A 24669-nucleotide genomic window follows, 5' to 3' on the forward strand; every position below is an offset into this window, starting at 1 on the left:
GGAGGAACACCATTCATGGTTTATATTGATCCAAAGCACTTTGAATTAGAAGATCGCGTTGTTGCAATCAACCGTGTAACAAAAGTTGTTAAAGGTGGACGTCGTCTACGTTTTGCTGCTTTAGTTGTTGTGGGAGATAAAAACGGACATGTTGGTTTTGGTACTGGTAAAGCACAAGAAGTACCTGAAGCAATCCGTAAAGCAATTGAAGACGCTAAGAAAAACTTAGTTGAAGTACCAATGGTTGGTTCTACAATCCCTCACGAAGTAATCGGTGTATTCGGTGGCGGACGCATCCTTATGAAACCTGCTGTAGAAGGTTCTGGAGTTGCTGCTGGTGGACCAGTTCGTGCCGTATTGGAATTAGCTGGAGTTGCGGATATCACATCTAAATCTTTAGGTTCAAACACACCAATTAACGTTGTGCGTGCAACTGTAGAAGGTTTAACTCAATTGAAACGTGTTGAAGAAGTTGCAGAACTTCGCGGCAAATCAGTTGAAGAAATTATCGGTTAAGGAGGACAAAAATAATGGCTGAATTAAAAGTAACTTTAAAACGCAGTGTTATCGGACGTCCTCAAAACCAACGCGATACTGTTAAAGCGTTAGGTTTAAACAAAGTAAATAGTACAGTTGTAAAGCCTGCCAATGATGCAATCAAAGGTATGATTAACACTGTATCTCATTTAGTGGACGTTGAAGAAGTCTAAAAAAGATTTATTTAGATTGTTTAAGGAGGTGCCAAACCTATGAAACTTCATGAATTAAAACCTGCTGAAGGGTCTCGCAAAGTACGTAATCGTGTTGGTCGCGGAACATCTTCTGGTAATGGTAAAACTGCCGGACGTGGACAAAAAGGACAAAAAGCTCGTTCAGGTGGTGGCGTACGTCTAGGATTCGAGGGGGGTCAAACTCCTTTATTCCGTCGTTTGCCAAAACGTGGATTTACTAACGTAAACCGTAAAGACTATGCTGTTATCAACTTAGACGTGTTAAATCGTTTTGAAGATGGTGCAGAAGTAAGCCCAGTAGCTTTAATTGAAGCTGGAATCGTTAAAAATGAAAAAGCTGGAATTAAAGTGTTAGCTAACGGTGAATTAAATAAAAAATTAACTGTTAAAGCCGCTAAATTCTCTAAAGCAGCACAAGAAGCAATTGAAGCTGCCGGTGGTTCAATCGAGGTGATTTAATGTTTAAGCTATTAAAAGATTCTTTTAAAGTAAAAGACATTAGGTCAAAAATTCTCTTTACAGTATTTGTTCTGTTTGCTTTCCGCTTGGGTGCGCATATAACTGTGCCTGGTGTGGATGCAAACAGCTTGCAAAGCTTAAGCGAGTTACCTTTCTTTAACATGATGAATATGGTTAGTGGTAGTGCAATGCAAAACTTCTCTATCTTTTCGATGGGGGTTTCGCCATATATTACTGCATCAATCGTTATTCAATTGTTACAGATGGACATCGTTCCTAAATTTGTGGAATGGTCAAAACAAGGTGAAGTGGGTCGTAAAAAATTAAATCAAGCAACTCGCTATTTAACATTAGTTTTAGCGTTTGTCCAATCTATTGGGATCACTGCTGGGTTTAATACCTATGCTCAATTAGGGTTTGTTAAAACGCCTAACGTACAAACATATCTGACTATTGGATTAATCCTAACAGGCGGTACAATGTTTGTTACATGGTTAGGAGAACAAATCACCGAAAAAGGGATTGGTAACGGGGTTTCAATGATTATCTTTGCGGGAATTATTTCTCGTTTACCTGAAGGGATTAAAGAAATTTATGAAGATTACTTCGTCAATATCGACCCATCAGATATTTGGAAATCAGCGATCTTTGTTGCTATCTTAATCATTGCAATTTTGATTATTGTAACGCTTGTAACATTTGTTCAACAAGCAGAACGTAAAATTCCTATTCAATACACAAAACGTGTTGCTGGAGCACCAACGAGTAGCTATTTGCCATTAAAAGTAAATGCTGCCGGCGTTATCCCAGTAATTTTTGCCAGCTCTTTTATTGCAACGCCTAACGCAGTGCTGCAAGCACTAAGTGGGAAGTTTGAAGGTGCGGCTTGGTATGATGTAGTGATGCAAATATTCAGCTATAATACGTTGCCAGGTGCAGCTATCTATACTGTTTTAATCGTTGCATTTACGTTCTTTTATGCGTTTGTACAAGTAAACCCAGAGAAGCTTTCTGAGAACTTGCAAAAGCAAGGAAGTTATATTCCAAGCGTTCGCCCTGGTAAAGGGACTGAAGAGTATGTTTCAAGTCTATTGATGCGTTTAAGTACTGTAGGTGCTGTCTTCTTAGGTCTTGTGGCGTTAATCCCAATCATTGCTCAAATGGTTTGGAATTTACCACAATCAATCGGTTTAGGCGGGACAAGCTTGTTAATCGTCATCGGTGTTGCACTGGAAACTGCGAAACAGTTAGATGGCTTAATGTTAAAACGTAAGTATGTTGGATTTATTGATTAAGTAAGAAAAGCGTGTTGAGGATTTTCCTCAGCACCGTTCTCACAATTCATTAGGAGGGTACAGCAATGAACCTCATTTTAATGGGGCTACCTGGTGCAGGAAAAGGAACACAAGCAGAAAAGATTATTGATGCTTATGGCATTCCTCATATTTCTACGGGCGATATGTTCCGTGCGGCTATGAAGAATGAAACTGCTCTTGGCCTGGAAGCAAAATCATATATAGATAAAGGGGCATTAGTACCCGATGATGTAACAAATGGTATCGTCAAGGAACGTTTGGCTGAACCAGATACGGAAAAAGGCTTTCTATTGGATGGCTTCCCTCGTACATTGGATCAGGCAGAAGCTCTGGATGCTATGTTATCAGACTTGAACAAAAAAATTGATGCTGTCATCGACATCCACGTAGGTGAAGAAGTATTGGTTGAGCGTTTAGCTGGCCGCTTCATTTGCCGTAATTGTGGAGCAACTTATCACAAACTATTCAACCCAACAAAAGTTGAAGGTACTTGTGATCGTTGTGGTGGACATGAATTCTATCAAAGAGAAGATGATAAACCAGAGACGGTTAAAAATCGTTTAGCTATCAATATTAAAAATAGTGAACCAATCTTAGCGTATTATAAAGAACAAGGTTTGCTACAAGCTATTGATGGTGATCGTGAAATTGATGATGTATTCGTTGATGTAAAACAAATCATTGAAGGATAATAAATTGTCAATTGCTCATAGCCGACTTGCATAATGCAGTTTTTCTTGCCAAGTTTAACAAAATATGATAAAATATGTCAGTCCGACTTCTAGAGTGATTAGTCATTCTAGTGGGATCATTTTGAGAATTTCGAGGTGGGAACTGCAGTTTCCGCCATTTTATCGTGTGAAAATGCGAAACAAGTACAAGGAGGTACTGTGCGTGGCAAAAGAAGATATGATTGAAGTCGAAGGTACAGTCGTCGAAACTTTGCCGAATGCAATGTTTAAAGTAGAATTAGAAAACGGACACCAAGTTCTAGCTACTGTTTCTGGAAAAATTCGAATGCATTATATTCGTATCTTACCAGGTGACAAAGTAACGGTTGAATTATCACCGTATGATCTTAGTCGTGGCCGGATTACTTACCGCTTTAAATAATTGTACTCCGTAAAACCACAGGAGGTATTATCATGAAAGTAAGACCATCAGTAAAACCAATGTGTGAGCATTGTAAAGTAATTCGTCGTAATGGACGCGTTATGGTGATTTGTCCAGCAAATCCAAAACATAAACAACGTCAAGGATAATTGGAGGTGTAACAGATATGGCTCGTATTGCAGGAGTAGATATTCCTCGTGATAAACGTGTAGTAGTTTCACTTACCTATATCTATGGTATTGGTAACACTACTGCAAAAAAAGTTCTAGAAAAAGCTGGTGTTTCTGAAGATGTTCGTGTTCGTGATTTAACGAATGAACAAACAGATGCTATCCGTGCTGAAATTGACAACTTGAAAGTTGAAGGGGATCTTCGTCGTGAAGTGAACTTAAACATCAAACGTCTAATGGAAATCGGTTCTTACCGTGGAATTCGTCATCGTCGTGGATTACCAGTTCGTGGACAAAACACGAAAAATAATGCACGTACTCGTAAAGGCCCAGCTCGTACTGTAGCAGGCAAGAAAAAATAAATCTTAAGTGAAGGAGGTTAAAACTTCATGGTAGCAAAAAAAGTGAATCGTAAACGCCGTGTCAAAAAGAATATAGAAGCTGGGATTGCACATATCCACTCTACATTCAATAACACAATTATCATGATCACTGATACTCACGGAAATGCTTTAGCGTGGTCATCAGCTGGGTCATTAGGTTTTAAAGGAAGCAAGAAATCAACTCCTTTTGCCGCTCAAATGGCAGCAGAAACTGCTACTAAAGCAGCAATGGAACACGGATTAAAGACTGTTGAAGTAACAGTTAAAGGACCTGGTTCTGGACGTGAAGCAGCAATTCGTTCATTACAAGCAACAGGTTTAGAAGTGACTGCAATTCGTGACGTGACTCCAGTTCCTCATAATGGTGCCCGCCCTCCAAAACGCCGTCGTGTTTAATGAGTGCCTCTCATTTTGAGTTTGAATTAAAGAACGTCATTGAACAAGACACTTTTCGTTTTGAAAGGGGTAAAGATAAGAATGATTGAATTCGAAAAACCAAGAATCGCAAAAATTGATGAAGAGAAAGATTATGGCAAGTTCATCGTTGAACCTCTTGAAAGAGGGTATGGGACTACTTTAGGAAATTCCCTACGTCGTATTTTATTATCTTCTTTGCCGGGTGCTGCCATCACTAATATTCAAATCGATGGTGTGCTGCATGAATTCTCTACCATCAAAGGTGTGAGAGAAGACGTCACACAAATCATCTTGAACATTAAAGGCCTAGCGCTTAAAATGTATGGTCAAGAAGAAAAAACCCTTGAAATCGATATTACTGGACCAGCTACTGTAACTGCCGGCGATATTATCGTTGATAGTGATGTAGAAATCCTCAATAAAGATTTATATATCTGTAGTGTTTCAGAAGGTGCTACGTTCCATGCTCGCTTAACTGTGAGACCAGGTCGTGGGTATGTTCAAGCAGATGAAAACAAAAAAGAAGATATGCCAATTGGCGTTCTTCCTGTTGATTCTATTTACACACCAGTTCGTCGTGTGAACTACCAAGTAGAAAATACACGTGTTGGTCGTCGTGATGACTTCGACAAATTAACGATGGAAATATGGACTGATGGCTCAATTGAACCATTAGAAGCAATGAGTTTAGCTGCAAAAATCATGACTGAACATTTGGACATCTTTGTTAACCTAACTGATGAAGCACGTAATGCTGAAATCATGGTTGAAAAAGAAGAAACACAAAAAGAAAAAATGTTGGAAATGACAATTGAAGAATTAGACTTGTCTGTTCGTTCATACAACTGTCTAAAACGTGCAGGAATTAATACTGTACAAGAACTTACAAATAAATCCGAACCTGAAATGATCAAAGTACGTAACTTAGGCCGTAAATCACTTGAAGAAGTGAAAGCTAAATTACATGATTTAGGTCTTGGATTACGTAAAGAAGATTAAAACCTTTTACGAAGGAGGGAAACCAACGTGAGTTATCGTAAACTAGGACGCACATCTAGTCAGCGTAAAGCGATGTTGCGTGATTTAACAACTGATTTATTAATTAACGAACGTATCGTAACGACTGAAGCTCGTGCTAAAGAAGTTCGCTCAACTGCTGAAAAAATGATTACATTAGGTAAGCGTGGAGATCTTCATGCACGTCGTCAAGCAGCTGCTTTCGTTCGTAACGAAGTTGCAAGTGTACGCGAAGAAAACGAAGAAATCGTTATTGAATCAGCTTTACAAAAGCTATTCAGTGATATCGCACCTCGCTATGCAGAACGCCAAGGTGGCTATACTCGTATCTTGAAGACAGAACCAAGACGCGGAGACGGTGCACCAATGGTAATCTTAGAACTTGTCTAAAATCACACTAATCCATCACTTTATAGATGATTCTTTTAGAGTGTTATGATGTTGGAGTGTTTACTCCGAGTCTAGCTCAGCGCTGCTCTCCAAGTCTTTTGACTTGGGGAGTAAGCACTCATCATATATAAGGTGTTTTTATTTACTAATTTTTTATTACTTCATATAAGATTTAGTGAAAAGATTAATCTTATAAACTACAAAAGGATAGTAGCCTTTCATTAGAAAAGCTATTATCCTTTTGTTTTTTCTTTTGTTTTAGTAAATAAATAATTAAAAGCGTTTACATTTAGTAAATATTAAATTATAATAAGCGTATGAAATAGAAGAAAAAAAGGAGCGAGGCAAATGAAAAAAAGTTATTTGTTAATGATGGCAACATTGTTGGTTGGAATGATCGTATTATCTGGTTGTTCTTCTGGTGGAAAAGAAAAAGAAGACGCAGATGGTAAGGTTCATTTACGATTTTCTAGTTGGGATTCAGATGAGAGCTTGGATTTACAACAGGCTCTAGTGGATAAATTTAATGAAAAAAATCCGGATATACAAGTTACCTTGGAAGCTTACGGTAGTGATTATGATACAAAAATTGCAGCAGGAATTGGTGCAAAAGATGCGCCAGACGTTATGTATATGTGGAATTATCCTCAATATAAGGATGCCTTAGAACCTCTAGATGAATATATTGATGCTGAAGGAGATAAGTATAAAGAAAATTTTTATGAGACGTTGTGGAACTACAATTCACTGGATGAAGTTACTTTAGGAATTCCTACTGGTTTTACAACTCACGGAGTCTATTATAATAAAGATATGTTTGATGCAGCAGGAATAGACTACCCAAAAGCTGACTGGACATGGGAGGACTTGGAACAAATAGCAACTGACTTAACAAATGAGAATAAAAATGAAGTAGGATACGCTATGATGGGAAAACCGGACCCATATGATTTTGAAATGTATCTATGGGGAAATGGTGCTTCGTATACAAATGAAAAAGGTGAACTTGCTGGTAATTTAGATAGTAAAAATTCTATTGAAGTGTTTGATACATTTCAAGGAATGTTGAAAAATGAAGTGGCAATCGCCACTGAAGGAGATGGAGCGACTGAAATGAGCACAGGCAGTGTAGGGATGTTTGTAAATGGCTCATGGTCAATGAAAACATTGGAAGATGCAGGGATTAATTATGGTTTAGTTGAAATACCTAATTTTCCCAACCATAAGAGTGCAAGTATTATCAGCTCATCTGGTGTTTCAATCTCCAAATATTCTAAGCATAAAAAAGAAGCATTTGAGTTCATCAAGTTTTGGACGGGAGAAGAAGCCAATCAAGAAAGAATAAACTATGAGCTACCGGTCTTGAAGTCAGTGGTAAAGGAAAATAAATTAGAGTCAGATGAAATCAAAGGGGTATTTTATAGAATGTTAGAACGTAGTGAAGAGTATACTCCGACATCATTCAAAGTGGAAAATTGGAGTGACATCTCAGAGAAGCTAAAACTATCGTTTGAGCAAATATTTAATCCTAGTCAATTAACGAAACCAAAAGATGCATTAAAAGAAGCTGTTGAATAGAGTGTAGACTAGGTATAAAAGGAAAAGCAAGCTTTCGTTGAGAGAGATGAACTGTATCTTTTAAACAGAGCTTGTTTTTCTTAATAATTAATGAGGAGTAAAAAAGTATGGAAAATCAAGTAGCAGGGAGTAAGCCAAGACTGAAAAAGAAATCATGGAGTCGCTTTGCACCATATCTATTCATTATGCCGTGGATTATTGGTTTTTTAGCCTTTACTCTGGGCCCGCTAGTTCTTTCTCTTATCATGAGTTTTCATGATTGGCCAGTAACACGTGAACCAGTATTTGTGGGGATTCAAAACTATGTTCAAATGTTTACACAAGATAAGCAATTTTGGTCATCCTTGTTTATCACTTTCAAATTTGCTATTATTTTCGTCCCATTAAATATGATTATAGCGCTTATATTGGCAGTTTTATTAACTCAAAAAGTAAAAGGAGTGAAATTGTTCAGAGGAATTTTTTACTTACCAGCAGTTATTTCAGGTGTTGCGGTATCTATTATTTGGGGATGGATTTTTAATACAAAATACGGAATTCTCAACTATCTCCTTAGTTTGATAGGAATTGAAGGACCAAGCTGGTTAGTAGATCCTAAATGGGCACTATTCGCTGTAGTTATCGCCAGTGCGTGGGGAGTTGGGACTATGATGTTGATTTTTTACACAAATATCAAATCTATTCCAAAAGACTATTACGAAGCAGCAGTAATTGACGGTGCTTCTCCATTAAGGCAATTTTTTAGTGTGACAATTCCAATCATTACCCCTACCATTTTATTTAATTTAATTACCTCAACAATCACAGCTTTACAACAATTAACGCTAATTATTCTTTTAACGGGCGGGGGACCTTTAAAATCGACCTATTTCTATGGACTATATGTTTTTGAAAATGCTTTCAAGCATCAACGATTAGGTTATGCGAGTGCGAATGCATGGATTATGTTTATCATTATTTTATTCTTTACGGCATTGATATTTAAGTCTTCAGATGCTTGGGTCTTCTATGAAGCAGAAATGAAAACTAAGAAGAAAAAGCGGGGGAAAAAAGCATGACATTAACAAAGAAAAACAAAGTAATTATCTATGGCTTGTTAATTGCTTTTTCAATCTATTTTATGGCACCTTTTCTATGGATGTTGGTTACAGCGATAAAATCACCTGCGGAAGCAAATGTCTATCCACCAACTTTTTTACCTAAAGTTGCACAATGGAAAAATTTCGCAGATTCCTGGGGTTCACAACCCTTTGGCAAGTATTTAATGAATTCACTCATTGTAACGGTTATGACAACAATTGGACAAGTAATTTCATGCTCGATGATTGCATTTGGATTTGCTCGTTATGATTTTAAATTTAAAAACTTTTTATTTATGCTATTACTAGCTTCAATGATGTTGCCATGGGATGTAACAATGATTCCCTTATACATGGAGTTTAACGCTTTAAATTGGATTAATACATTGAAGCCGCTTATTGTACCTTCATTCTTTGGCTCAGCCTACTTCATCTTTTTACTACGTCAATTTTTAATGAATATTCCAAAAGATATTGAAAATGCTGCTAAAATTGATGGGGCAAACGATTTTCAAATTTATTATAAAATATTTTTACCAATTATGAGGGCTCCATTGTTTTTGATTTCCATATTAAATATTTTAAATGTTTGGAATGATTACTTGGGACCATTAATTTTCTTGCAAGATCGTTCAAAATATACGTTAGCTTTAGGTCTTGCTTCATTTAAAGGATTGCACAATACCAACATAATACCAATTATGTGTATTACATTATTAATGATTATTCCCCCTATTATTGCTTTCGTATTTGCTCAAAAATACATTATAGAAGGTATGAGTGGTGCGGTGAAATAAGTTTAAGGAGGAATTAGGAGTGATAAAAATGAAACCTTGGGAAAATATTCATGCTGTGGCAGACAATCGATTGCAACCTGTAGCAGCTTTTAATCGGTATCAAACACTACAAGATGCTTTAGATATGGAGGAAGAAGCAACGATAGGGTTCCAGTCATTAAATGGACTGTGGCAGTTTCGATACTTTCATACACCAGAAGAAGTACCACAAAACTTTATCGAATTATGGAAATCGCTTAACGAACAAATAGAGGTACCTAGCTGCTGGCAGCTAAAAGGATATGATCAAATGCATTATACCGATGTTTTATATCCTTTTCCAATTAATCCCCCTTTTGTTCCAACAGAAAATCCTACAGGAGTTTACGGTTACGAATTTGATTATGAGGTAAATAAAGGAGAACGGGCGATTCTTCAGTTCGAAGGGGTAAGCGCTTATTTTGAAGTATATCTGAATGGTGAGTATATTGGATTCAGTAAAGGAAGCCGTTTGGAGTCAAGGTTTGATATTTCAGAGTATTTAAAGCCAAATGGAAATCAGTTAATTGTAAAAGTGGTGAAATGGTCAGATGGAACTTACTTAGAAGATCAGGATATGTGGTGGCTATCAGGTATCTTTAGACCTGTTCGTTTGTATAAGCTAATTGATGGAGAAGATTTAGATATCCAAATTGATACACAGCCACAAGAAGGATATGAAGATTTTCAATTGTCTGTTCAGATAAAACATACAAAATCCAATGCTCGCCTTTACTTGTACGAGAATGGAAAACGAATAAGAGAAGTAAATCCACTCATAGACGGGAAAAGTCTAACAACCATTCTAGCACCAAAACGTTGGACTGCCGAAACGCCTCATCTTTACACGCTTATATGTGAAATTGAGGGGAAAGATGATTTCTATTTTATTCCAGTTAAATTTGGTTTTAGAGAAGTAAGGATTATTCAAAATCAAATCTGTATAAATGGAGTCCCTATCTTTTTAAATGGTGTGAATCGCCATGACTTTAATCCTAAGAATGGTTTAGTAGTAAGTCGAGAGCAGATGAAATCAGATGTTGAAATGATGAAAACATTTAACATTAATGCAGTTCGCACGGCGCATTATCCAAATCAAAGTTATTTTTATGAATTGTGTGATGAGTATGGTCTGTACGTGATTGATGAAGCAGATTTGGAATGTCATGGGTTCGAGAATACAGGTGTCTACGATTGGATTAGTGATAACCAACTATGGGAAAAACAATATGTTGACCGTGGTGTAAGAATGGTTGAACGAGACAAAAACCATCCATCTATTATTATGTGGTCTTTAGGAAATGAATCTAGCTCAGGACAAAATTTTACTGCAATGTATGGAGCAATTAAGCAAATTGATTCGAGCCGTCTAATTCATTATGAAGGAGATAAACAAGCTGCATACAGCGATGTATACACAACTATGTATACAAACTACGAGAAACTAGAACAATTAGGCAAGTTATCTGAAGGACGAAAGCCACATATTTTATGCGAATACGGGCATGCGATGGGGAATGGACCTGGGGGACTTGAAGAATATCAACGAATTATGCGGAAATATTCTCGTTTACAAGGAGGCTTTATCTGGGAATGGTATGATCAAGCAATAGAAATTGAACGAGATGGTGAAACTACCTATTTTTACGGAGGAGATTTTAAAGATACTCCTAATAATAGCAATTTTTGTGTGGATGGACTGATTCATCCGGATCGTAGTCCTTCTACAGCCTTATATGAAGTGAAAAAAGTATTTGAACCCATTAAAACGGAACTTATTCAAGAAAATAAGCAATTAAAACTTAGTATTCAGAATTTATATGATTTTATTGATTTGAGTACGATTCAGCTTGAGTTATGCTACTTGAATGAAGAAGGGGGATGCTTATTCTCAAAAATGAAAAATCTTCCAGCGATTTTACCAGGAGAAATTCGCCAATTCCCTATCGAAACATTTTCTGTACAGGACGGTACACAGGATATTTATCTTCGATTGAGATTCAAACAGCAAGAGACAGGCCACCTTGTTACAGAAAATCAGTTTCTTATTCAAAAGAAAAAAAGTACAGAGCCACATTTTGAATCAGCAAAATTCAAAGTGGAGCAAGAACATATGAAGCTAACCATTCAAAATGAATCGTCAAAAGCTGTGTTTAATCAGGTTACAGGATTATTAGAAACGTATGCGTATCAAGGAGAAGTGTTTATACAGCAGGGACCAAGGATGACTTTGTGGCGAGCGCCAATTGATAATGATATGTATCAGCTTAAAGAGTGGCAGGAAACGTTCTTTTTGAATAAACTTTCAGAACAGCTACGTGGGTTCGACTATCAAGAGACAGCCGATGGTATCACTGTTTCAGTGAGAAAATACGTGGGAGCTTTGAACCAAGGATGGGGCTATGAAGTGGAACTAACGTATAACTTTTTTGGAAAAGGTATGCTAAACCTATTCATAGAAGGAAAACCCAAAATTAATTGTGTCGAAATTCCTAAAATGCTTCCAAGAATTGGCTTTGAATTTCAAGTAAATCAGCAATTATCCGAATTTTCTTGGTATGGACTCGGTCCGCGCGAAAACTATTCAGATTCGAAAGCTAGTGCATTTATGGGGACCTATCATAGTACAGTTGAGAATCTACATGTCCCTTATGTCTTCCCGCAAGAAAATGGGGCGCATATGAACGTGGAGTATGCTGCATTACAAGATGGAAAAAAAGAGAGTGGCTGGAAGCTGTCTATGAATCCACCGAGAATGCTGACTATACATGATTACACTAAGGAGGCATTGGAAAAAGCGATGCATTCAGATGAAATAGAAAAATCACCTTTTAATGTATTGACGATAGATATCGCTCAATCAGGGTTGGGAAGTAATAGCTGTGGTCCTGAACAACAAGAAGCACATCGCTTGAAAATTCAACCGTTTGTGACAGAAATTAATTTTGAGCCAATGAAAAGAGAGGAGAAGCAGGATGAACATTAATATTGAAGAAATCCCTTTTTCTCGTCAGGGTTCATATTTTGTCTTATCGTATCTGAAAAAATGGAATAGCATAGTCCTCCGTGATATTCACGGAGGGGATATGTCTCCTAGTGAGTTATTTTTAGTGAAGATAGAAGGGAAAGTTAGTGATTTAACCAGTAAATTGTTTCAAGAAACGTATGAAGTTCGTGTTACTGAAACTTGTTTTCGACTTCAAAAAAAGTGTGATTCAACCTCATTTCTTGAAATTATTTATCCCACAGATCGCACAATCAGAATGAAAACACAGAATCTAGGTGTTTCATTTGAAGCTGTCAAAGAGAGATATGACACCTTTTATATGTTAACAAACCAAGTCTATGAATATATATCGTATAAAAAAGATCAGCGCTACCATTTTGTCCCATTGAGCGGATCGCTGGAAATAGAAAATCCTTGGAATGAAGTAGGAAACACAAAAGTTGAACTATTTTTAGCAGAAAGTGCAGAGGTACAGGAGCTACTCATTTTGAATGATAAAGTAGTTCCTCGTATAAACGATGATAATCCGAGCTCATTTGAAGAAGTGAAAGAGGGCTTAGAAAAAGAATTCTCTCAGTGGCAAGAGGCTTTATTAATAGAAGGAAAAAATCTGAGCCATTCAGATGAAATGGCATCTTATTTGTTGTGGTCTTGTCAAGTCCATGAAGAAAAAATGCTAACTAGACCAAGCCTGTATATGTCGAAAAACTGGATGCAAAATATTTGGAGTTGGGATAATTGTTTCAGTGCTTTAGGAATTGCAAAAGTAGATCCAGAGCTGGCGTATAACCAGTTTTTAATTTTTGTGGACCATCAAGATGAATCAGGGGCGTACCCAGACTTTATTAACGATGTATATGCTTCTTTTAGTTGTGTGAAACCACCTATCCATGCATGGGCATATCAGAGATTAATGGAGCAATCCGTTTATTTTCAAGACGCTAAAAAGTTACAAGTGATTTATGATAGCATCGGTCGTTCAACAAATTACTGGTTGAATCATCGTAAGCATCCCGAAACGGAGTTATATTATTATTCTCATGGAAATGATTCGGGATGGGATAATGCGAGTATTTTTAAAGCTGGAATGCCTGTATCTTCACCGGATTTAGTAGCTTATTTAGCTTGTCAATGTGCTTATTTAAGTGAATGGGCTAACCAATTAGGAAATTTAGAGGAAAGCTGTATATGGAAGGAAAAGAAACAGGGATTAATGGATCAGCTGATGACAAGCTACTATAACTATGATCGCCAACAGTTTGTAGCGTTAGAGGCGAAAACCGGAAAAGAGCTACCTTATTATGATAGCTTAATACTTTACATGCCATTAGTTCTAGGAAAAGCGCTGCCAGTTTTTGTGAAGGAGCGATTGGTGGAACAGTTAATTCAAAAGTTTGAAGGAGAGTACGGCTTGTCAACGGAAAGCATGACAAGTAAACATTATCGTCAATCAGGTTACTGGTTAGGACCTATTTGGGCGCCGGTATCATATCTTTTAATTAGCAGTCTTCGAAAAGCTAGTGAAGAAAAATTCGCTAGGCGTTTAGCAGACAAGTTTTGTCGGATGACCGAATTAGGTGGGATGGCAGAAAATTTTGATCCTGTTACTGCCAGAGGAAATGATGATTTAGCATTTACGTGGACATCAAGCGTTTATCTGATGTTGAATCAAAATAATTTTTAGGAGGGTGAACGTGTTCAAAAAATATAAAGGCCAAATGGGGCTGACGATAGTAGCTATTATTTGGGGAAGTGGATTTGTAGCTAGTGCAATAGCTATCCAGCATTATTCTCCTTACCAAACGCTTGCTTTGCGTTTTTTATTGGCAGCAATTTTGCTCTGTCTGATTTTTTTTAAGAAAATAAAAAAGATAAAAAAAAGTACATGGATGAGAGGAGGAATTCTTGGCGGAGCGGTATACTTGGCATTTCTGTTTCAAACAGTAGGACTAGCCTATACAACGCCATCTAAAAATGCGTTTTTGACAGCTGTTAATGTTGTAATCGTTCCAATACTGGGGTTTCTTTTTTATAAACAAAAATTTTCGCTTCAAATGGTTCTAGGTGCGGTGCTCTCTTTGTTTGGAATTGGTTTTTTATCCTTGCATGGATTTAATGGAGTAAATGGCGGAGATATACTTACACTAGTATGTGCAGTTTTTTTTGCACTACAAATTACATTAACCAATCAATTTATTGAAAATGAAGACCCTGTGCAGTTAACACTCGTTCAGATGGTTACAGCGGCTGTAATTGGGGCAGGTGTTTGTTTCATTAGAGGAGAGACGCTATTTTCTTCAAGTATTGAAGGGAATCTATCTATTTTTTATCTGGGTGCAATCAGCACGATGTTAGCTTTTTTGATTCAAACAGTTTCCCAAAAATATACAACAAGTACAGAGACGGCATTAATTCTTTCAACGGAAGCATTTTTTGGGATGATGGCTTCGGTAATTATATTAAAAGAACCCATTACAATTCAAATGATGATTGGCGCAATCCTTATCTTTTCTGGTATACTGATTGTGGAAGTAAAACCTTCTATAATCATGAGAAAAGCAAAGGAAGAGAGCTGTGAATAAACGTAAAAAACCAACAATCAAAGACATCGCCTCTGTTGCTGGAGTTTCTTCTGCGACAGTTTCTCGTGTGTTAAATTATGATGAAACATTAAATGTAGCCATGGAGACGAAAAAGAGAATTTTTGAAGCAGCAGAAGAACTTTCTTATGATGTTAGTGGACAGAAAGCAAAAAAGAAACAGGAAACAATTGGGTTTTATTATACATATAATGCGGAAGAGGAATTAGAGGATGTCTATTATCTTTCTCTAAGAGTAGATATCGAAAAGTTTTTTGCATTAGATGGTGTAAAAGTTCAGATGATTAATCAAACGACAAATAAAGAAGTTTTGAAAAAAATAGATGGAATAATCTGTTTAGGAATGTTGCAGTCTACGGCTATTCAGTGGCTGAAAAGTTTAGAAAAGCCAATTGTATTTATTGATTCTATTGTGAATCAGGATGAATTTAGTTCGGTATCGTTTGATTTTTCCTTAGCAACCCAAAAAGCTTTAAATCACTTGCTGGAATTAGGGCATGAAACAATTGGATTTATTGGTGGAAGAGATACAAATGAGTTTGGTATTTGTCAGGAAGACATTCGGTTAAAAACATTTCAAAGTTATCTAAATCAACTTGGACATTTAAGAAAAGAGTGGATAAAGGTTGGACATTATACGCCAAAAGATGGTTATGCTTTATTTAAAGAACTGATGTCTGAAAAAAATAAACCAACAGCCATTTTCATTTCAAATGATTCGATGGCAGTTGGCTGTTATAAAGCGGCAAATGAGATGGGGTTAAAGATTCCTGAAGATGTCAGCTTAGTGGGCTTTAACGATTTATCCACTTCAAAATACATGATTCCACCTTTGACGACGATTCGGTTGGATGCAGAATATCTCGTTCGAATTGCCAAGCAATTAATTTCAGAATCAATTGCTAAAAATTTAAAGCTACCCTTACAAATATTTATTCCAACTGAATTAAAAGTAAGAGAAAGTACAGCAAGACTTAAATAATTAAAGAATCAAAAAAGTAGTTGTCTGGATGTGGCAATCTTAAAAAGTAGACTAAAACTCTAACTTTTAAGATCGTTATAGGAAGATAACTACTTTTTTTACACCAATATCTGTCAAGACAGATATGTTTTTCCATTTTAACAGGAATTTGCTATAATAGAGCGGTACTTTATAAGTAAGAAATGATTGAAAAAAAAAGTATTATTTGTTAGTGTTAGTAAGACTAAACTTGTTGAGGGAGTACATGATGCAACCAATTATTGAATTAAAGAATATTACTTATAAATATCAACCTGATGATGTAAATCCTGCTTTGAAGGATGTTTCTTTTTCGATTAATAAAGGAGAATGGATTGCAATTATCGGACATAATGGTTCTGGAAAATCAACATTAGCTAAAACCATTAACGGATTATTGATGCCAGAGACTGGAACGGTCAATGTGGGCGAGTTATCTTTAAATGAGGAAAACGTCTGGACGATTCGTAAAATGGTCGGCATGGTTTTCCAAAATCCAGATAATCAGTTTGTTGGGTCAACGGTAGAAGATGACGTAGCATTTGGTCTAGAAAACCAAGGGATTCCCCGTGAAGAAATGGTAGAGCGTGTGAAAGCTGCGTTAGAAGCTGTACGAATGTCTGAGTTCTCTAAAAAAGAGCCTGCCCGTTTGTCTGGAGGACAAAAGCAACGTGTTGCAATTGCTGGTGTAGTCGCTTTAAGACCAGATATTATTATTTTGGATGAAGCGACAAGCATGCTTGATCCAGAAGGGCGTGCAGAAGTGATTTCAACAATTCAAAAGATTAAAGAAGAAAGTAATTTAACAGTTATTTCAATTACTCATGATATAGATGAAGCTGCAAACGCCAATCGCATTTTTGTTATGCGACAAGGTGAGCTGGTCAACGAAGGAACACCTGAGGAAATTTTTTCTGCAGGTCCTGAATTAATAAAGCTTGGACTGGATTTGCCATTTCCTGAAAAGCTAAAGGCAGCATTAAAAGAACGAGGAATTGATGTGCCTAGTGAGTATTTGACCGAGGAAGGAATGGTGGATTGGTTATGGACATCCGTTTTGAAAAAGTAGACTTTACCTATCAACCGAATACACCATTTGAACAGCGTGCTTTGTTTGATATTGACATGACGATTAAAGAAGGCTCATACACGGCAATTGTTGGACACACAGGAAGCGGAAAGTCGACGTTGCTTCAGCACTTGAACGCGTTAGTTAAGCCGACTAAAGGCGTGGTTGAGATTGGGGATAGAAAAATTGTTCCTGAAACGGACAATAAAAATCTAAAGCCTATACGAAAAAAAGTGGGGATTGTTTTTCAGTTTCCAGAAGCACAGTTATTTGAAGAAACCGTAGCAAGGGATATTGCTTTTGGACCAAAAAACTTCGGTGTTAGTGAAGAAGATGCACGAAAACTTGCAGAAAAAATGTTGCTGCAGGTAGGACTAGATGAGAGTTATCTTGAACGTTCTCCATTTGAGCTTTCAGGAGGTCAAATGAGACGTGTAGCAATTGCTGGTGTCTTGGCTATGGAACCTGAAATACTAGTCTTAGACGAACCAACAGCTGGTCTAGATCCACAAGGACGTAAAGAGATGATGGAAATGTTCCTGCGCTTGCACAAAGAAGAAGGAATTACGATTGTTTTGGTTACACACTTAATGGATGATGTGGCAAATTATGCAAACTATGTTTATGTTCTTGAAAAAGGACATATTGTAAAAGATGGAGAACCAAAAGAAATCTTTCAAGAACTAAGCTGGCTGAAAGAAAAACAATTGGGGGTTCCAACAGCTACTGAATTTGCTGAGCGATTAGTTGCAAAAGGAATTTCCTTTAATTCTCTACCGTTGACAGCGGACGAATTGGCGGATCAGCTAGTGATGCTTTCAGGAGGACATGCCAATGATGAATAAACTAATACTGGGAAGATACATGCCTGGAGATTCGTTGATTCATCGGCTAGATTCTCGGGCAAAATTAGTGGCAAGTTTTTATTTCATAGGAATTATATTTATGGCGAATAATTGGCAGACTTACTTGCTGGCTGCAGTATTTACGTTGTTTGCAATTTTGTTATCAAAAGTGGATTTGAAATTCTTTATTCGTGGAGTGAAGCCTTTAATCTGGTTAATTCTCTTTACTGTTGCACTGCAAATTATGTTCACTCGTGGTGGTGAGGTTTACTGGGAGTGGGGTGTGTTTAGTATCACTGAATTTGGATTGACGAATGGAGTCTTTATCTTCTGTCGTTTTGTCTTAATCATCTTTATGTCTACCTTGTTGACGTTAACAACGCCGCCGCTAGAATTATCAGATGCGATTGAATATCTATTACGTCCATTAAAAGTTGTTCGTTTCCCTGTTCATGAAGTTTCTTTAATGTTATCTATTGCATTGCGCTTTGTTCCAACCTTAATGGATGAAACGGAGAAAATTATGAATGCACAGCGCGCACGAGGCGTTGACTTTGGAGAGGGTAGTCTTATTCAAAAAATGAAAGCTGTGGTTCCGTTATTAATCCCATTGTTTGTAAGTAGTTTTAATCGTGCAGAGGACTTAGCAACTGCGATGGAGGCAAGAGGCTATCAAGGTGGAGACGGACGGACGAAGTATCGTGTCCTTCACTGGCATAATCGAGATACAATGGTTGTTGTTGCTTTTGTTCTCTTAACAATTGCTCTTATTTTCTTGAGAAGCTAAAGCAGTAGGGTGAAAAAGAACAAGTAATTAACAACAAGTAATTAACAACAAGTAATTAACAACAAATAAGCTGCTGAAAAGAAAAAGGGAGTGGATAGATTTGTCCCCTTCCTTTTTTTATGAGAAAAGAATAAAAAAGAGAAATACGATAATGCTTAGGAGGTAGTCATGGTTCGATATAAAGCAACCATTTCATATGATGGAACCCTTTTTAATGGGTTTCAAAGACAACCGAATGGACGTACAGTCCAAGAAGAGGTTGAAAATACACTGAAAAAGATGGCGAATGGCAAAACGATTCAAATTTTTGGCTCCGGACGAACAGATGCCGGAGTTCATGCGATAGGGCAAGTAATTCATTTTGATTATCCAGAGGAACGTCCGTTAGAGAGAATGAGATTTGGGTTAGATACGCAAACACCAGAGGACATTGCAGTAAAATCAGTGGAAATTGTTCCTGAAGATTTTCATGCACGTTATCTGGTGAAAGAAAAAACCTATCAATTTCGAGTGGATATTGGCAAACCAAGAAGCCCATTTCGACGTTTTTATGCAAGTTATTTTCCTTATCCAGTTGATGTTGAAAAGATTCAACGTGCATTACCAGATCTTCTTGGGACACATGATTTTACAGCATTTTGTGCAGCAGGAAGTCCAATTGAAGACAAAGTCCGAACGATTTACGAAGCAAAGATGGAAGTAAATGAAGCCGGAGATGAGCTTTTGTTTACCTTTCGAGGAGACGGATTTTTGTACAAGATGATTCGTATTTTAGTGGGGACATTGCTGAAAATTGGAAATGGTCGAATGTCAGAGACGTGTATACCTGAAATTATTGCCTCAAAAGACAGGAATCTTGCTGGACCTACAGCTCATCCAGAAGGGTTATATCTTGTAGAAGTGAAGTATGAATAGATAATTAATTTCTAGGTTAAACAATGAGTGTCTCGATAATTTGAGGATTGGAAAGAAGTATTCAGCTACGAGAACCAAGTAGATTTCTATAGCTATTTCTTTCAGAAAAGGTGACTCGGATGCACCAAGTAGGTACAACACATTTGCGAAGCCTTCAACTCAAGTATGTATCATGCGTAGAAGATGATGAGGTACTCCTATTTTCGACGTTTATTAAGTTTTCAAGAGGGTGTGGCATAACTTAAACAGTTATGCCACACCCTCTTGATTTTATGTATTAAAAAACCTATCGTCCTCTAGTATGATTAAATCACCACAAAATAAAAAACTGAGCGGATGATATACTCTATGGAAATTCTATCAAAAAATGTTTCGATTAACAGAAAAAAATTAGAAGTGACAGGCATTTCTCAAGAAACCAGTCGAAATGAACACAACTTGGTTATTGAAGCTTCTCTCTTTCACTAACCTCTCTGTATGTACAAACTTACGATTCTTATTCAAAAGATGCACAAGAAAAGCCTAGCATTGTCAAAAAAGGAGCCTGCCAGAGGGTAGCTGGCAGGCAAGGAGTTAAAAATGAAAAAGTGTTTTATTAGGGTTGTTTGTTGGTATGAATATACTATACCGAGAAAATTTGAATAAATGATGATGAAATTGTAGAAAAAAAGTAAAGAATCTCATCCTTTAAACTAGGTAAAAACACTACATACTTCAGAGAAAAAAAGGAGCCTGCCAGAGGGTAGCTGGCAGGCAAGGAGTTAAAAATGAAAAAGTGTTTTGTTAGGGTTGTTTGTTGGTATGAATATACTATACCGAGAAAATTTGAATAAACTATGACGAAATTGTAGAAAAGAGTTAAAGAAATAGTTAACTTTTAGGATTCATACACAGACTGAGAAATAAGAGTGAGGGCGGTCATAACTATCTAAGTTATAGGCCACCCTCACTCTTATTAAAGGTTGGAAAGAGGAGTAACTCATCTACACTACGTTTCGCTCTCATCATCTTCTACGCATGGAACATACCTAACTGGTTCTCATAGCTGAACACTTTCTGTTCAGGACTCACCTTTTTCCTTTTTACTAGATAAGTGATGAGTAATTCTTGCGCTTTCTTTTTTATTTAACCAATAACGATAACCGATGAACAAAAGAAGACAAATCACGAATAAGCTTGCACCTGGGATGAAACCTACTGGGAGATACTGCAGCGTAATCGTATGTTTTCCTTTTGGCACCTTAAGACTAACAAAGGCATCTTTAAAATCTGTGACTGCTACTTTTTTTCCATCAATAAATGCAGTCCAGCCTTTATCATAAGGAATTGTTGTAATAAGTGTTTGCTCTTTATCTGATGAACTTTCTCCTGTTGCGGTACGTCCGTTTACTGTAAAGTCGACGCCTGATTGCTTAATTTGATCGATAGCTGTTTGATAAGCAAGCGTATCTAGTCCCACAACTTTGGGTTCAATGAAGCTCACTTCAGCTGTTCCATAGAAACTCACAGTGAATTCAACACTTGTTTCTTGATCATAATAGCCCAAGTCATAGTATTGACCCGTGATGTTGATTTGGGATTTTTGTGTACGTCCATTCACCTTTACTGTAGCTGTTGAGCTTTCTAATTGAGCAAAGTTCGATGGGAACAGACTTATATACGCTTGGGTATTAGCCGGAACAGTGACTCTCCATGTGATATCCTTAGAAACATTAGGAGATTCTTCTTTGTAAGTTACTCCACTTCCTGTTTGAGTAATTATAGTATTTTTTTGTTCAATAATTGTTGCAGGATAAAATTGGAAGTAGGTTAAATTTAAGCCAGAAAGACCATTTAATAAATTTGTTTGGCTGGTTAAGTTATCTGTTTCCGGCTGTTTGATTTTTTGAATGCTGTTTGGGGCAAGAAACCCTAAAGGTAACGCATTTTTGTTTTCGTATAGATTATAGGCGCCTGATGTATTTACTTTATCGAAGCCGTAATAACTTAGATCTCCTTTTGATAGGAGGTACTTCATTCCTAAAAAGCTATCCATTGCAATAGTGTTATTAGGATAACGCAGATTAAGGTTTGTTCCTCGTGAACGATAGCCCAGTGTATTTAAATAAGTAGAAGAATGCCGATTTCTAATAGAAGAAAACATACCAATTCCATTATAACCGTAATTAAAGCTGTCATTTGCAGAAACACCGTCAAGGTTCTCTAATCGATAAAAAGTTTCATTTTCTTTTTTTGTTTGATCTACAAGCTTTTTAATGTCTGGATAAGGTTGTGTATAAAGACTTCTTGAAGCGTAATTCCAGTCATCTAAAATTCCTTGGACCATGCTGCTTGTATTAACGATTGCCTCTGTACTCATGAGTACAAGTAATAAAATCGTTAGTTTTTTCTTTGGGAATGAACCTAATTGATAGTAGCCAATAGCCAATAGATAGAGAAGAAGGAAGACAATCGTTAAAACAAAAGAGACCGTTGTTACATAGTCATAGCTCTCGTTTCCTTTTGTTCCCCAAGCGATGCAAAATGCACCAATCAGCACAAAAATAATCGCACTAAGTGTACCTAGGTCATTTCGCTTAAATTGTTCCCAACCATACCCTGCTAAAAAGACTACTAAGAAAGAAAAGAGGAAGGCATAACGAAATAAAAACATGTTAGGCGCATGCATTCCATGCCAAAAAAGATTTAATGGTACAAGATAAAAGCTTGCGATGAGAATCGCAAATAAACTAGCAAAACCTATTTTTTCTTTTAATGGAATTCGTTTGGATACAAAATATAATAGACAAAATACGAGTGGTAGCAATCCCACATAAATAAAAGGAATGGAGCCATATTTAGTCGTGTCATAAACACCAACCATGTTTTTGATTAAAATATCCCAAAGTCCAGTTGCTTCTGTTTTTAGCTTTGTAATCTCACTTAACTTTTCGCCGTTTTCTCTCAAATCAATGAGTGCAGGCAAGATGATTATCATCGATGCACCACCAGCTAGTAAGGAGGTTATTCCATATTGAAGGATAGATCCTTTAGTTTGTTTCCAGTGCGTGAATAGCCGAACACAGAAATAAAGAAAGGAAAATACGCCCACCATGAATCCCATATAAAAGCTGGATAAAAACAGCATTAAATAGGAAACAAAAAGTAGCGTAGGCTTTCGTAAGTCCATCACTCGATGAATCCCTAAGATGATTAATGGCAGATAGACAAAGGCATCCAGCCACATGATAATTTCAGAATGAGCAATCGCAAAAGAAGACAAAGCATAAGCAACAGCCAAAGCAACATGATTCCAGCGAGGAAGCTTGAAGGTCTGCTTAGCTAAGAACCAAAAGGCAAGACCGCTACTAGCTACTTTTAATAAAGTAATAACATACAGCGCATCAGGCATCCACTGATTTGGAAAGAAAAAGACAATTGCAGTGAAAAAACCACCAAGATAGTAAGAAATTAAAGACAGGTAATTCAAACCTAAAGAACCATTCCATGTATAAAAAATACTTTGTTTGCCCAGAAGCATATTTCTAAAACTTGCATGGAAATTTGAGAATTGAGAAAAGGCATCACTGGCTAATATACTGCGACTGCTTCCAGGATAAATACCGATGCTCAAGTAAACAAATGCCAAAATAAAAAAAGGAATAAAAAAGCTTGCTAACATATAAGAACGATTAGCCTTTATAAATCGTTTGATTGTTGTCATAAATAAACCTCACCAATTTTCTAAAAAATTCTTGATTTCAGTTTACCATATCTTAATAGGAAAACCTCCAAATTTTGAATAAAATTACGGAAAACCTTATTAGATTAAGGTTTTAAAAAGGTTGTTGCTGCAATAATAAATCTCAAATAATAAAAAATATTAACAGTATATTGACTTTTTTAGAGAAAGGGGGTATCTTTGAAGCATAACAGCACATATTTATTTACTTATTAGACCCCATCTAATAGGTGCACATAGGAGTATCATGGACGGTTTATACCGGAATTGTGCATAGTGGTCATTGCGCAATTCAGCGAGGATTGAGTATCTAGAAATAGATATTTGATTCTCGTTTTTGTTTTCTAATTGAGAAAAAGACAATAAAAAAAAACCGTTCAGGTGAACGGTTCGGAACAATTCATAATTCAGATATTAAACGCGCTCAACTTTTCCTGATTTCAAAGCACGAGCTGACACCCAAACTTTTTTAGGTGTTCCGTCGATCATAACACGAACTTTTTGTAGGTTCGGTTTAACAGTACGTTTAGAAGCGTTCATAGCGTGAGAACGATTGTTTCCACTTGATGTTTTACGACCTGTAAAGTAACAAACTTTAGCCATTTTTAATTTCCTCCTTTGCCTTGATGTTGGAGCGATAATTTTCAGCTCATACTAAAATAATTTAACACAATCTGCAAGTATTTACAAGAGAATTTTTTCATAGATGATTGACATTACTGGGGAAACATTGTAAATTAGACAAAGTTATTGTGAGAAATAGCCTTTTTTCGTTTAAATTGAGAGGTAACTAGGGGATCGTCCTTTTATTTACCGGTAGGCTATGATAAAATATTATAGTAGAAAATGGGTTAAATAGACTCGTTAAGGAGGGTCATTTCAATGGCTGTAAAAATTAAAACATCAGCTGGTACTATCGAAATAACAAATGAAGTGATTGCGACTGTCGTAGGCGGCGCAACTACTGACGTATTTGGAATCGTTGGTATGGCAAGCAAAAATCAAATTAAAGACAATATTACTGAAATTTTACGCAAAGAAAATTATGCGCGTGGGGTCGTTGTACGTCAAGAAGAAAACGGCATTGCTGTGGATGTGTACACAATCGTTAGTTATGGAACTAAGATTTCTGAGGTTTCTCGAAATGTACAAGAAAAAGTGAAATACAATTTAGAGACATTACTAGGCGTAACTGCAAACTCAGTGAATGTATTTGTGCAAGGTGTACGCGTACTGCCGGACTAGGCAGAAGATCCG

General features: G+C 36.8%; 25 protein-coding genes. 23 read left to right on the top strand and 2 right to left on the bottom strand.

The window, feature by feature from the left end:
* The first annotated feature begins 15 nt into the window (after positions 1 to 15).
* The 22 genes from rpsE to truA all read left to right on the top strand — a co-directional run bounded on the left by rpsE (position 16) and on the right by truA (position 19691).
* Positions 16 to 516, top strand: coding sequence for a 30S ribosomal protein S5 (gene rpsE / locus I589_RS11610; RefSeq protein ID WP_010767955.1), 501 nt, complete (start codon positions 16 to 18; stop codon positions 514 to 516).
* A 14-nt stretch (positions 517 to 530) separates the two neighbouring features.
* Positions 531 to 710: a 50S ribosomal protein L30 gene (gene rpmD, locus I589_RS11615; protein ID WP_010767956.1), complete on the top strand. Its 180-nt coding sequence runs from the start codon at positions 531 to 533 to the stop codon at positions 708 to 710.
* A gap of 39 nt (positions 711 to 749) precedes the next feature.
* A complete protein-coding gene (rplO, locus tag I589_RS11620) occupies positions 750 to 1190 on the top strand; it encodes a 50S ribosomal protein L15 (RefSeq protein WP_010767957.1) in 441 nt (146 codons plus the stop codon).
* Complete coding sequence (secY, locus tag I589_RS11625; RefSeq protein WP_010767958.1) at positions 1190 to 2485, top strand: preprotein translocase subunit SecY; 1296 nt, start codon at positions 1190 to 1192, stop codon at positions 2483 to 2485. The genes rplO and secY overlap by 1 nt, the downstream gene beginning before the upstream one ends.
* Before the next feature lie 65 nt (positions 2486 to 2550).
* Positions 2551 to 3198 (top strand): adenylate kinase, encoded by a 648-nt coding sequence (locus I589_RS11630; protein WP_010767959.1) that lies wholly within the window; start codon positions 2551 to 2553, stop codon positions 3196 to 3198.
* Between the two features lie 202 nt (positions 3199 to 3400).
* The gene (infA, locus tag I589_RS11635) at positions 3401 to 3619 is read left to right on the top strand and encodes a translation initiation factor IF-1 (RefSeq protein WP_010767960.1); all 219 of its coding nucleotides are present in this window, start codon (positions 3401 to 3403) and stop codon (positions 3617 to 3619) included.
* A gap of 32 nt (positions 3620 to 3651) precedes the next feature.
* Positions 3652 to 3768, top strand: a complete 117-nt coding sequence (gene rpmJ, locus I589_RS11640) for a 50S ribosomal protein L36 (RefSeq protein ID WP_010742772.1) — start codon at positions 3652 to 3654, stop codon at positions 3766 to 3768.
* A gap of 17 nt (positions 3769 to 3785) precedes the next feature.
* A complete protein-coding gene (gene rpsM, locus I589_RS11645) occupies positions 3786 to 4151 on the top strand; it encodes a 30S ribosomal protein S13 (RefSeq protein ID WP_010767961.1) in 366 nt (121 codons plus the stop codon).
* A 27-nt stretch (positions 4152 to 4178) separates the two neighbouring features.
* Complete coding sequence (gene rpsK / locus I589_RS11650) at positions 4179 to 4568, top strand: 30S ribosomal protein S11 (protein WP_010734450.1); 390 nt, start codon at positions 4179 to 4181, stop codon at positions 4566 to 4568.
* 81 nt (positions 4569 to 4649) lie between these two features.
* Entirely contained in the window at positions 4650 to 5588 is a 939-nt protein-coding gene (locus tag I589_RS11655) for a DNA-directed RNA polymerase subunit alpha (RefSeq protein WP_010767963.1), read from the top strand.
* Positions 5589 to 5615: 27 nt separating this feature from the next.
* Positions 5616 to 5996: a 50S ribosomal protein L17 gene (gene rplQ, locus I589_RS11660; protein WP_010767964.1), complete on the top strand. Its 381-nt coding sequence runs from the start codon at positions 5616 to 5618 to the stop codon at positions 5994 to 5996.
* A 348-nt stretch (positions 5997 to 6344) separates the two neighbouring features.
* Positions 6345 to 7574 (top strand): ABC transporter substrate-binding protein, encoded by a 1230-nt coding sequence (locus tag I589_RS11665; RefSeq protein ID WP_010767965.1) that lies wholly within the window; start codon positions 6345 to 6347, stop codon positions 7572 to 7574.
* Positions 7575 to 7681: 107 nt separating this feature from the next.
* Positions 7682 to 8632, top strand: a complete 951-nt coding sequence (locus tag I589_RS11670) for a carbohydrate ABC transporter permease (RefSeq protein WP_010767966.1) — start codon at positions 7682 to 7684, stop codon at positions 8630 to 8632.
* Complete coding sequence (locus tag I589_RS11675) at positions 8629 to 9450, top strand: carbohydrate ABC transporter permease (protein WP_010767967.1); 822 nt, start codon at positions 8629 to 8631, stop codon at positions 9448 to 9450. Before I589_RS11670 ends, I589_RS11675 begins: the two co-directional genes overlap by 4 nt.
* Before the next feature lie 28 nt (positions 9451 to 9478).
* Complete coding sequence (locus I589_RS11680) at positions 9479 to 12454, top strand: glycoside hydrolase family 2 (protein ID WP_010767968.1); 2976 nt, start codon at positions 9479 to 9481, stop codon at positions 12452 to 12454.
* A complete protein-coding gene (locus tag I589_RS11685) occupies positions 12444 to 14159 on the top strand; it encodes an amylo-alpha-1,6-glucosidase (RefSeq protein WP_010767969.1) in 1716 nt (571 codons plus the stop codon). Before I589_RS11680 ends, I589_RS11685 begins: the two co-directional genes overlap by 11 nt.
* A 10-nt stretch (positions 14160 to 14169) precedes the next feature.
* Positions 14170 to 15057 carry a DMT family transporter gene (locus I589_RS11690; RefSeq protein ID WP_010767970.1) on the top strand — a complete coding sequence of 296 codons (888 nt, stop codon included), beginning with the start codon at positions 14170 to 14172 and terminating at the stop codon, positions 15055 to 15057.
* Positions 15050 to 16057: a LacI family DNA-binding transcriptional regulator gene (locus I589_RS11695; protein WP_010767971.1), complete on the top strand. Its 1008-nt coding sequence runs from the start codon at positions 15050 to 15052 to the stop codon at positions 16055 to 16057. Before I589_RS11690 ends, I589_RS11695 begins: the two co-directional genes overlap by 8 nt.
* Before the next feature lie 247 nt (positions 16058 to 16304).
* The gene (locus tag I589_RS11700) at positions 16305 to 17144 is read left to right on the top strand and encodes an energy-coupling factor ABC transporter ATP-binding protein (RefSeq protein ID WP_034685206.1); all 840 of its coding nucleotides are present in this window, start codon (positions 16305 to 16307) and stop codon (positions 17142 to 17144) included.
* Positions 17120 to 17989 (top strand): energy-coupling factor ABC transporter ATP-binding protein, encoded by an 870-nt coding sequence (locus I589_RS11705; protein WP_010767973.1) that lies wholly within the window; start codon positions 17120 to 17122, stop codon positions 17987 to 17989. Before I589_RS11700 ends, I589_RS11705 begins: the two co-directional genes overlap by 25 nt.
* Positions 17979 to 18776: an energy-coupling factor transporter transmembrane component T family protein gene (locus I589_RS11710; RefSeq protein WP_010767974.1), complete on the top strand. Its 798-nt coding sequence runs from the start codon at positions 17979 to 17981 to the stop codon at positions 18774 to 18776. The genes I589_RS11705 and I589_RS11710 overlap by 11 nt, the downstream gene beginning before the upstream one ends.
* Positions 18777 to 18944: 168 nt before the next feature.
* Entirely contained in the window at positions 18945 to 19691 is a 747-nt protein-coding gene (truA, locus tag I589_RS11715) for a tRNA pseudouridine(38-40) synthase TruA (protein ID WP_010767975.1), read from the top strand.
* 1060 nt (positions 19692 to 20751) lie between these two features.
* Here the strand turns inward: truA and I589_RS11720 are convergent.
* Both I589_RS11720 and rpmB read right to left on the bottom strand, forming a co-directional pair.
* Positions 20752 to 23394, bottom strand: coding sequence for a YfhO family protein (locus tag I589_RS11720; RefSeq protein ID WP_010767976.1), 2643 nt, complete (start codon positions 23392 to 23394; stop codon positions 20752 to 20754).
* Positions 23395 to 23826: 432 nt separating this feature from the next.
* A complete protein-coding gene (gene rpmB / locus I589_RS11725; RefSeq protein WP_010767977.1) occupies positions 23827 to 24015 on the bottom strand; it encodes a 50S ribosomal protein L28 in 189 nt (62 codons plus the stop codon).
* A gap of 279 nt (positions 24016 to 24294) precedes the next feature.
* Between rpmB and I589_RS11730 the strand changes: the two genes are divergently transcribed.
* On the top strand, positions 24295 to 24657 hold the full coding sequence (locus I589_RS11730; RefSeq protein WP_010767978.1) for an Asp23/Gls24 family envelope stress response protein: 363 nt from the start codon (positions 24295 to 24297) through the stop codon (positions 24655 to 24657).
* Positions 24658 to 24669 lie beyond the last annotated feature (12 nt).

The sequence above is a fragment of the Enterococcus phoeniculicola ATCC BAA-412 genome (assembly GCF_000407505.1).
In the GTDB taxonomy this organism is placed as follows: Bacteria; Bacillota; Bacilli; order Lactobacillales; family Enterococcaceae; genus Enterococcus_K; species Enterococcus_K phoeniculicola.